The organism is Oculatella sp. FACHB-28, from assembly GCF_014696015.1.
In the GTDB taxonomy this organism is placed as follows: domain Bacteria; phylum Cyanobacteriota; class Cyanobacteriia; order Elainellales; family Elainellaceae; genus JAAUTN01.
In genome coordinates this window covers 160,045-169,184 of the sequence record NZ_JACJPJ010000060.1, presented here as the reverse complement: position 1 = coordinate 169,184, position 9,140 = coordinate 160,045, and the positions used below count along the sequence as shown (strand labels likewise).

Sequence of the window (9,140 nt, the reverse complement as noted above, 5' to 3'; positions counted from 1 at the left end):
GCAGAAGACCCTGAGTTTGAGACGTTCTACACCAAGAACATTCTGCTCAACGAGGGCATCCGCGCTTGGATGGCTCCTCAAGACCAGCCTCATGAACACTTCACTTTCCCTGAGGAGGTACTACCACGTGGTAACGCTCTCTAGTAATTCAATGGTTGCAGGCGGCCGCGACCAGGAATCCTCCGGTTTCGCCTGGTGGGCTGGTAATGCTCGTCTGATCAACCTTTCTGGTAAACTGCTTGGTGCACATGTTGCCCACTCAGGTCTGATCGTCTTTTGGGCTGGAGCAATGACTCTGTTTGAGGTTGCTCACTTTGTTCCCGAAAAGCCCATGTATGAGCAGGGATTGATCCTGCTGCCTCACCTGGCTACCCTTGGTTGGGGAGTTGGTGCAGGTGGTGAAGTAATTGATACCTTCCCTTACTTTGTGGTTGGTGTTCTGCACCTTATTTCTTCTGCAGTTCTAGGTCTAGGCGGCATCTACCATGCCGTTCGTGGTCCTGAAACTTTGGAAGATTACTCAGCCTTCTTTGGCTACGACTGGAAAGACAAGAACAAGATGACCACCATCTTGGGTATTCACTTGGTTCTACTAGGAATCGGTGCTTTCCTGCTCGTGCTGAAGGCAATGTTCTTCGGTGGCTTGTATGACACTTGGGCACCCGGTGGTGGTGATGTCCGCGTAGTTACAAACCCAACCTTGAACCCCGCTGTGATCTTTGGCTATCTGCTTAAGTCTCCTTTTGGTGGCGAAGGCTGGATTGTCAGTGTCAACAACTTGGAAGACATCGTTGGTGGTCACATCTGGGTTGGTTTCACTTGCATCTTTGGTGGAATCTGGCACATCCTGACCAAGCCTTTTGCTTGGGCACGTCGTGCTTTCATCTGGTCGGGTGAAGCTTACCTGTCTTACAGCCTTGGTGCGCTAGCTCTGATGGGCTTCATTGCTTCCACGATGGTTTGGTACAACAACACTGCTTACCCCAGTGAGTTCTACGGTCCCACAGGTCCCGAAGCTTCTCAGGCTCAAGCACTCACCTTCTTGGTGCGTGACCAGCGCTTGGGTGCAAACGTTGGTTCTGCTCAAGGCCCCACTGGTCTAGGTAAGTACCTGATGCGCTCTCCTACTGGAGAAATCATATTTGGTGGTGAAACGATGCGCTTCTGGGACTTCCAAGGTCCCTGGTTGGAGCCACTACGTGGACCTAACGGTTTGGACCTAGACAAGATCAAGAATGACATTCAGCCTTGGCAAGCTCGTCGTGCGGCTGAGTACATGACCCATGCTCCTTTGGGTTCACTCAACTCGGTGGGCGGCGTTGCGACCGAAATTAACTCGGTCAACTTCGTCTCTCCTCGTGCATGGTTGTCAACTTCTCACTTTGTCCTCGGTTTCTTCTTCTTAGTAGGTCACCTGTGGCATGCAGGTCGCGCTCGTGCGGCTGCGGCAGGTTTCGAGAAGGGTATCGATCGGGAAACTGAGCCTGTACTCTCCATGCCTGAACTTGACTAGTTTTAAGCTAGGTTCCGGTTAATAAAAAAGCTCCTGCCTTGGCAGGAGCTTTTTTATTAGCTTGGATTGGGGTAAGGCTGGCGAGCTAAACTTCTTAACCATTTGCTGGATTTAAGCCGCTGTAGAATTAGGCAGAAGTTTTTACTGAAGTAGTGGGCAATTAACGAGTTACCCACTGCTAGAGGCTCAAATTATTAATATGGCTAATTCTGATTTAACGGATGCTTTGGAGTGGACTCCTGAGGCAGAGACAAAACTCAAAAATATTCCTTTCTTTGTTCGGGCACAGGCGCGACAGCGAATTGAGGCAATGGCAAGAGAAGCTGATTTAGAAACGGTAACGGCTGAGTTGGTTGAACAAGCTCGAATTGAGTTTGGACAGTAGGTAATTCAAGCTAGGAGTCTTGATTGTTGCTGGTCATGGCAGCAATAACGGCTTGCTGTCCGACTTTTTCATAGAGTGTTTTGAGGTATTCGGCGATCGCCTGTCCTCCTCCACCTGCCCCACTCCCTTCCTTCAGTGGAATTGGGCCAAGAATATCCAATACGGTGTTGCTGCTAGGCGGCGGCGCAATTACAACCAGAGACGATTCTAGCTGGTCGTTATACTGCCAGAATTGCTGTAAGTTAAGGGCTTGGGAGTCGGATGCTTGAGTTGTAGATTCCTCTATCTCAGCAGGCGCATCATCGGTACTGGTGCTGCGGTTTTGGCGTAAGGCGGTGATGATTTCTTCTTTGGTGCGTCCTCGAAGCTGAAATAGGACAAAGGGATCTTCACTGAAGCGATCGCCCAACAGATAATAAACCGCCCCAATGTGCTTACAGGGATTAGCTGGATCAGGACAAGAACATTTGCTGTGAATGTCAAACTTGGTCAGCGGGAACAAGCTCAACCCGTTTGAGGTAAACACTTCCTCAATGTTTTGCGGCATCTCACCTGCCAGCAGCTTGGCTGAGAAAATTGCCCGTTGAGCCATCGATTCAATCACATACTGCCACTGCTCATCATCAAACGGATCGAGGGAAAGCGAAACCTTGTAAGGTTCGGGTGCTGTTCCCTGGACACGGGCAAACACCTTTGCACCACGAAACTCAATTTCTAGTACATTTCCTTCACGGGCATAGTTGCGGGCACGGGCGAGGCGGCGTACCCAGCCAAAGGATTCCAGCACATCAACCCATCGCTGGGCCCACCATTCGCGGCTTGGTTGAGAATCCGTCATCATAATGTCTTACCTTAAGTTTCAGAAGGGGCTTGGCAATGCCAAGCCCTTACAGGAGCGCTAATTTGCTTTGTATGGTTTCTTCCTCTAAAGCCTAAAAGATGCCAGATCGTCATCTTCGGCCGATATGACTACTTTGCCATTTCCCTGAATTTGAGCGGTAAGCAGGTCAGGATTTGCTTCAGTGGTGATGTTGACCTGAGCAACGAGATCGGTCCAGGTGATCTGTTTGTTCTGATCCAAAACGGACAGCAGATCGATGAAGGCTTTAACTGTGTTGCGGGGAGTTCGGAAGTAAGCATCACCGATGCGCTGAGAGCAGTGTGCCATAAATGCTTGAATTCCTGCATCGGGAAGAAGGTACTGACCGGGATCGCCAGAAGCAAACACATGACGAATTTTACTTAGCAGCACGAATAAATCTTCGGGGCTGAGGTTGCCCAAGCGCAGGACGGGGTTGTTGTAGTCCACCAAGCCATTCACCGCAAAAGTATTTTCTGCTAAACGAGACTGCAAAGCAGGGTAGCTGTACAGCCCCCGTCGGGTATCCATGAGAAAGTCAGGAGTGCCGCCTAGCATGAAGCCTAAGCCAACTGAAGTTCCCTGGAGGCAGTCGTTGAGGATGCGGAGAATCTGTTCGTAGTTGCTTCTTCGGGCTTGCGTGTTAGCGAGTTTGTAGAGGTTGACCAATTCATCCAGACAGATCAGGAAGCCTGAGTAGCCTGCTAGCCGAACAAGCTGGGTAAAGAGCTTAAGCTGGTCGTAAACGTTGGCATCGTCAACAATAGTTCTTACGCCGAGGGCACTGCGGGCATCGGTACGGGTGGTGTATTCGCCGCGCAGCCAGCGGATGGCACTAGCTTTGAGAGCTTCGTCGCCGCTGTCGTGACCTCGCCAGTAGGCGGCAATCACTTCTGCAAAGTCGTAGCCGCCAACCATTTCTGATAGGTGAGCTAGCCGTTCTCGAATCACCTCTTCGGGGTCAATGTCGCGATCGCGCCCTTCACTGATGGCTGAGGTCACAAACCGCTCGACCACGCTGGGCAATGCGCCACCGTCGGGCTTAGTACGAGTGGACAGGTTTTGCATCAGTTCGGCATAGAGCGATCGCGCCTGTCCTGAGGTGGCGTGAAGACGGCGATCGGGAGTCAGGTCAGCGTGGGCGGTCACCAGTTTTTTTTCTAAAGCGATCGCCCTCACCAGTGACAGAAAAAAGGTTTTGCCGGAACCATATTCACCAATCACAAAACGGATGGCAGAACCCCCTTCAGCAATCCGATCCAGATCTCGAATCACGGCTTTGGTTTCCTCGACCCGCCCGACCTGAATCAAATGCTGTCCACGACGCGGTACCACGCCAGCCTGCAAAGACTGAATCACGGTGTCGCGGTCTTTGGCTTTGATCAATCCATTGGTCATGCAAGTAGTTTCCGTAACACGTCTGAATTCACTTCGACTGGGTCATCTCCTTCAGTTACTGCTTCGGCACACCGATCGAAGGCTGCCTCATTGATGACTTCTAGTGCCCCATCTAACATCAAATCGAGTTGAGTGGCGATCGCTTCCAGTTCTTCCCGTTGCCAATGCGCTTGCTTCTGCAAAGCAAACAACAGTTCTGAATGAGTCTGATCTAAACCCGCAATTTGAACGATGGGTGTTGCTGATTCGGATGATTTGGATCTGGGGGACTTGCGGCGTTGGGTCGTTTTGGAGCGAGTCTGATTAGCTTTCGTCGGGGAGGAGGAAGGCGATTTGGCAGATGGGGAAACCTCTTCATCGACAAAGATGTCTGCCAAAATGCTAGAAATTTCCTGCGACTCTGTCAGCTTGGATTGTACCAGGGACATATCGAGGGCGAGTTCTTGTTTTTTAGAATTTCCTTTCGGCGGAGCAGGAATTTTGTGCCCCTGGGTGGGAGTAGCTTTGCGAACGGTGACAGGTTCACTAGCGGGCTGAGATGAAAGAGGGGAAGGTGTGCTACCACTTGTGCTAACCGCATGAATATCGCTATACAGCGTTTGAGAATCAAGCTCTAGCTGTTTATAAATTTTCTCCAGAACCTGAACTTCCTGAGGAGTCGCCTGTCCGTCAGCGGTAGCGACCTGGACGACAAATTGAGCAAACTCTTGACGCTGGGCTGGCTTCAGTTTTGCAATTCGCGCTTTGAGTCCTCGCAGATTTGATTCGTGTAAAAGCAGATGCAGGTGGGCGCTGAGGCGCGATCGCTCCCATTCCTCAACCGCGACTACTGACGCTAAGTGAGTTTCCAAATACTGCTGTTCGATTGCATTGGGAGTTTCGTCACCACTGGCAGCGGCGATCGCCAACTGCATCAACAACGTTGCCTCAACGTACTCCTCCGACAAACCATCGGACAGCTCCAAATCATTTGAATTGCCAGAGTCAGGCATTCGGCGAAAAAGGGCAAAGCTATTCTTCAATGTTGGCAGTGTGCCAGTCAACCGAGGATCAGGTTCGATGCCGTAGCCTAGACGAGTTAACGTATTGGCTAATCCATTCGCCTCAGTTTTGGTGAGTTTTTCGGGATTGCTGCCTGACCAATGTTTCAGCACCTCTTTACCCGAAACGACCGCAACTTGAGTTTTAGGCTGAGCAAAGTTCTTATCCAGCCAGGTTCGCAGGTTTTGGAGAACATCGCCCCCATAAAGGGGCAAAAGATCGGCTGGAAGGAGAGCGATCGCCGCCGCTGCCTTCTGTGCATCAGGATTGCGGGCGAGAAAGCGACTGAGCGGGTCAAGTTCCTTACGGCATTGCAGCATCACTTCCCCAATCTGTGTGACTTTAGCGGTGAAGCGGCTGATGTCGGGAAGGTCGCCCACAGGAATCTCAAGCGATCGCCCAAACGACGGACTTGACGGAAAGTAGCTCGTTTTCAGCTTGGTCTTACCGGGCTTGAGTTTGATTCCCTCGCCAAATTTTTGCTGATAACGCAGTTGAAACAGCGTCTTAAATTCATCTGTACAGCGAGTTGCCGCAGTCGGGAGGGCATTGTTTGCTAGACGAGTGTACCAGGCGATCGCCCATTCCGCCGGAATTGGCTGTCCTTGTTTCACCTTTTGCCCTAGACCAATCTGTAGCGCAAACGGTTTTGCCGTCATCGGATCAATCAGCTCTTCTGGTAGCTCAGAGGAGCGAATAAAACGACAAATTTCCAGGAAGGTTTCTGTCTTGTTTGCAAAAGACCAGTTTTCGCGCGGGTTGCCGTAAATATCTTGCAGCCGCTTCACCTCAGCTACAATTTGCTCAAATTCCGGCAAATCCTCTGGTGCGATGGTAGGGCGCTCATCGAGCAGATCATGCAGTACTCGTCGCTCTAGCCCGTAGAAAAATAGCCAAACGTAAGTACCGTAAACTTCGGGGGCGTTTCGTCCTTCTGACAGCCATTTTAGGTAAGCCGCTCGTTCAACTGCTTCCAGTTGGGTGTAGGACGTGCTGTATTTTTTAGGAACCTTTTCATAGTCAGGCTTCCTGCTTTTTGCTCTCAGCATTGGGCGAATAAGGCTTGGCTCTACCCCATAGCGCCCAATCATAGGCAAGCTATCTCCGACATACACCATGCCCGGAATTTTGTATTCCGCCACTTCCACCATTTCACCAGGCGGCACCCAGCAGTTCTTAGAAGTTGAAACTTCATCTCGCAAACTGGTTGGAAGCTCGCCAAACTCAATGGTTGCGTCTAGCAAATCGAGCATTTGCTCAACTTCGTGACGTTGAGGTCTCGCAGCAGTCCTTCGCTGACGCGAATTTTCAGCAGACGTATTGAGCTGCTTTTGCCGATTTGCAGGTGAGTTGGGTAAGGAAATTCCTAGCTTGTCGAGCAGTTCCCAAAAGGGGTGAAATTCCATCAGGATATAGAAGATGCCATGTTTTGACCAGTGTACCGTTTTATGCTTTGTGCAGTTAACCAAGAGCTGGGTGTTGTCTAATTGACCGACTCCAGTTGAGAATTAAATAGGATAACTTGATACAGCGCGACTGGACGGAGAGACGGAAGTGAGTCACGGATTTGATTACGACTTGGTGATTATTGGCGCAGGTGTGGGGGGACATGGAGCCGCCCTGCACGCCGTTAGCTGTGGGCTAAAGACTGCCATTGTAGAAATGGCGGAAATGGGCGGCACCTGTGTAAACCGGGGCTGTATTCCGTCTAAAGCGCTGTTGGCGGCTTCGGGACGGGTGCGCGAGTTGCGAAATGCTCACCACCTCAAGGCATTAGGTATTCAGGTTGAGCAGGTGTCGTTTGAGCGGGAGGCGATCGCTGACCACGCCAACAACTTGGTGAGCAAAATTCGCGGTGATATGACCAACAGCCTCAAGCGTCTGAGCGTAGATGTGATCTATGGCCGGGGTAAGCTGGCTGGAAATCAGAAGGTGGCGATCGCCACTCCCGAAGGCGAAAAAGTTGTCACTGCTCAAGACATTATTCTCTCCCCTGGCTCCGTGCCCTTTGTGCCACCCGGAATTGAGCTAGATGGCAAAACCGTTTTCACCAGTGACGATGGCTTAAAGCTCGACTGGTTGCCTTCCTGGGTGGCGATCGTAGGCAGCGGCTACATCGGGCTGGAATTTTCCGACATTTACACTGCCCTGGGTAGCGAGATTACGCTGATTGAAGCACTCGATCAGCTCATGCCAGGGTTCGATCCTGACATTGCTAAACTGGCTCAACGGGTGTTGATTACTCCTCGCGATATCGAGACAAAAGTGGGGCTGCTAGCAAAGAAAGTAACGCCGGGATCACCCGTCGTAATTGAGCTAGCAGATGCCAAAACCAAAGAAGTCGTAGAAGTTTTGGAAGTGGATGCTTGTCTGGTGGCAACTGGACGAATCCCTGCCACGCAAGATTTGGGCTTGGAGTCCGTTGGCATTGAACCCGATCGCCGAGGATTCATCAGCGTTAATGATCAGATGGCGGTTCTCTCAGAGGGTCAACCCTTGCCGCATCTGTGGGCGATCGGTGATTCGACTGGCAAGATGATGCTAGCTCACGCTGCCTCGGCTCAAGGAGTTGTTGCCGTAGAAAACATTTGTGGACGTTCTCGTGAGGTCGATTACCGCAGCATTCCCGCCGCTGCCTTTACCCATCCCGAAATCAGCTTTGTTGGATTAACGGAACCCGCTGCCAAGGAACTCGGCAAGGCGGAAGGGTTTGAGGTAGGGACGGTACGCTCCTACTTCAAGGGAAATTCTAAGGCGATCGCCGAAGGTGAAACGGACGGTTTAGCTAAAGTCATTTATCGTCAAGATACAGGTGAGGTGTTGGGTGCGCACATTCTGGGCTTCCATGCCTCTGACCTGATTCAGGAAGCCGCCAACGCGATCGCCAAACGCCAATCAGTTCACGACCTAGCCTTCCTGGTTCACACCCATCCCACACTCTCCGAAGTGCTGGATGAGGCCTACAAACGCGCGATCGCCACTCATTAAGAAACATGCAAATTCGTCGTCGTCCTCCCAATCCCGCAGTTGCCGTCCAAAGTCTGCGCTATCAGGTTACTGTGCCTGATGCGGCTCCTCGCCATATCTTGGAGGAAATTGTCTGGCACAAGGAAGCTGAAGTTGACCAGATGCGCGAACGCCTGCCGCTGGTCAAACTTCAGCAGCAGGTAAAAGCCGCTCCTCCGCCCCATGATTTTGTCGCAGCGTTGCGCCAGGGCAAAACTCAACCTGCACTGATCGCTGAGGTTAAAAAAGCATCACCCAGTAAAGGCGTGATTCGGGAAGATTTTGACCCGGTGGCGATCGCACAGTCCTATCAGCAGGGCGGTGCAGCCTGCATCTCTGTCCTGACTGACCAAAAATTCTTCCAGGGCAGCTTTGACTATTTGCAGGAAATTCGAGCCGCAGTTGATGTGCCACTGCTATGCAAAGATTTTGTGATTTACCCTTACCAGATCTATATGGCAAGGGCACAAGGAGCGGATGCGGTTTTGCTGATTGCCGCTATTCTGTCAGACAAAGATCTGCAATATTTTCTTAAAATCACCAATGCGTTGGGAATGACTGCCCTGATCGAAGTTCACACTTTAGCCGAAATGGATCGCGTGTTAGCCTTACAGGGCGTTACCCTAGTGGGTATCAACAACCGAAATTTAGAAGATTTCTCTGTTGACTTGCAGACGACTCGCCAAATTATGGCGGCAAAGCTTCCAGTGCTAAAAGAGCGTGGCATTTTGACGGTCAGCGAATCGGGCTTGCACACGTTTGCAGACCTGAAGCTGGTTGGTCAAGCAGGGGGCAACGCAATTTTAGTAGGTGAGTCTCTGGTGAAGCAGGCTGATCCCGCTGGGGCGATCGCCACCCTATTCTCTGAGTAACTTGCCCTGACAAGACGTTTTACTCAGCGTATCAACATACGTTAAACCGTTATTTGGACTGAGCTT

General features: G+C 51.2%; 7 protein-coding genes and 1 pseudogene. 5 read left to right on the top strand and 3 right to left on the bottom strand.

Features of this window, described 5'->3' with window-relative positions; all coding sequences use genetic code 11:
• The 3 genes and pseudogenes from H6F88_RS12940 to H6F88_RS12930 all read left to right on the top strand — a co-directional run.
• Positions 1–144 (top strand): annotated as a pseudogene (locus H6F88_RS12940) (photosystem II protein D2); the annotation flags it as partial.
• The gene (psbC, locus tag H6F88_RS12935) at positions 128–1,513 is read left to right on the top strand and encodes a photosystem II reaction center protein CP43 (protein WP_190643143.1); all 1,386 of its coding nucleotides are present in this window, start codon (positions 128–130) and stop codon (positions 1,511–1,513) included. The pseudogene H6F88_RS12940 and the gene psbC, both read left to right, overlap by 17 nt.
• Positions 1,514–1,712: 199 nt before the next feature.
• Positions 1,713–1,898, top strand: a complete 186-nt coding sequence (locus H6F88_RS12930) for a PCP reductase family protein (protein ID WP_190643142.1) — start codon at positions 1,713–1,715, stop codon at positions 1,896–1,898.
• A 10-nt stretch (positions 1,899–1,908) separates the two neighbouring features.
• Here H6F88_RS12930 and H6F88_RS12925 read toward each other — a convergent pair whose 3' ends face one another.
• From H6F88_RS12925 to H6F88_RS12915, 3 genes are all read right to left on the bottom strand, one after another.
• The gene (locus tag H6F88_RS12925) at positions 1,909–2,736 is read right to left on the bottom strand and encodes an SWIM zinc finger family protein (RefSeq protein WP_190643163.1); all 828 of its coding nucleotides are present in this window, start codon (positions 2,734–2,736) and stop codon (positions 1,909–1,911) included.
• An 87-nt stretch (positions 2,737–2,823) separates the two neighbouring features.
• On the bottom strand, positions 2,824–4,155 hold the full coding sequence (locus tag H6F88_RS12920) for an ATP-binding protein (RefSeq protein ID WP_190643141.1): 1,332 nt from the start codon (positions 4,153–4,155) through the stop codon (positions 2,824–2,826).
• Entirely contained in the window at positions 4,152–6,665 is a 2,514-nt protein-coding gene (locus H6F88_RS12915; protein ID WP_190643140.1) for a TerB N-terminal domain-containing protein, read from the bottom strand. Before H6F88_RS12915 ends, H6F88_RS12920 begins: the two co-directional genes overlap by 4 nt.
• 85 nt (positions 6,666–6,750) lie before the next feature.
• On the opposite strand from H6F88_RS12915, the gene lpdA reads away from it, so the two are divergent.
• Together lpdA and trpC are read left to right on the top strand one after the other, a co-directional pair.
• The gene (gene lpdA / locus H6F88_RS12910; RefSeq protein WP_190643139.1) at positions 6,751–8,184 is read left to right on the top strand and encodes a dihydrolipoyl dehydrogenase; all 1,434 of its coding nucleotides are present in this window, start codon (positions 6,751–6,753) and stop codon (positions 8,182–8,184) included.
• 5 nt (positions 8,185–8,189) lie between these two features.
• Positions 8,190–9,074: an indole-3-glycerol phosphate synthase TrpC gene (trpC, locus tag H6F88_RS12905; protein ID WP_190643138.1), complete on the top strand. Its 885-nt coding sequence runs from the start codon at positions 8,190–8,192 to the stop codon at positions 9,072–9,074.
• The last annotated feature ends 66 nt before the right edge of the window (positions 9,075–9,140 follow it).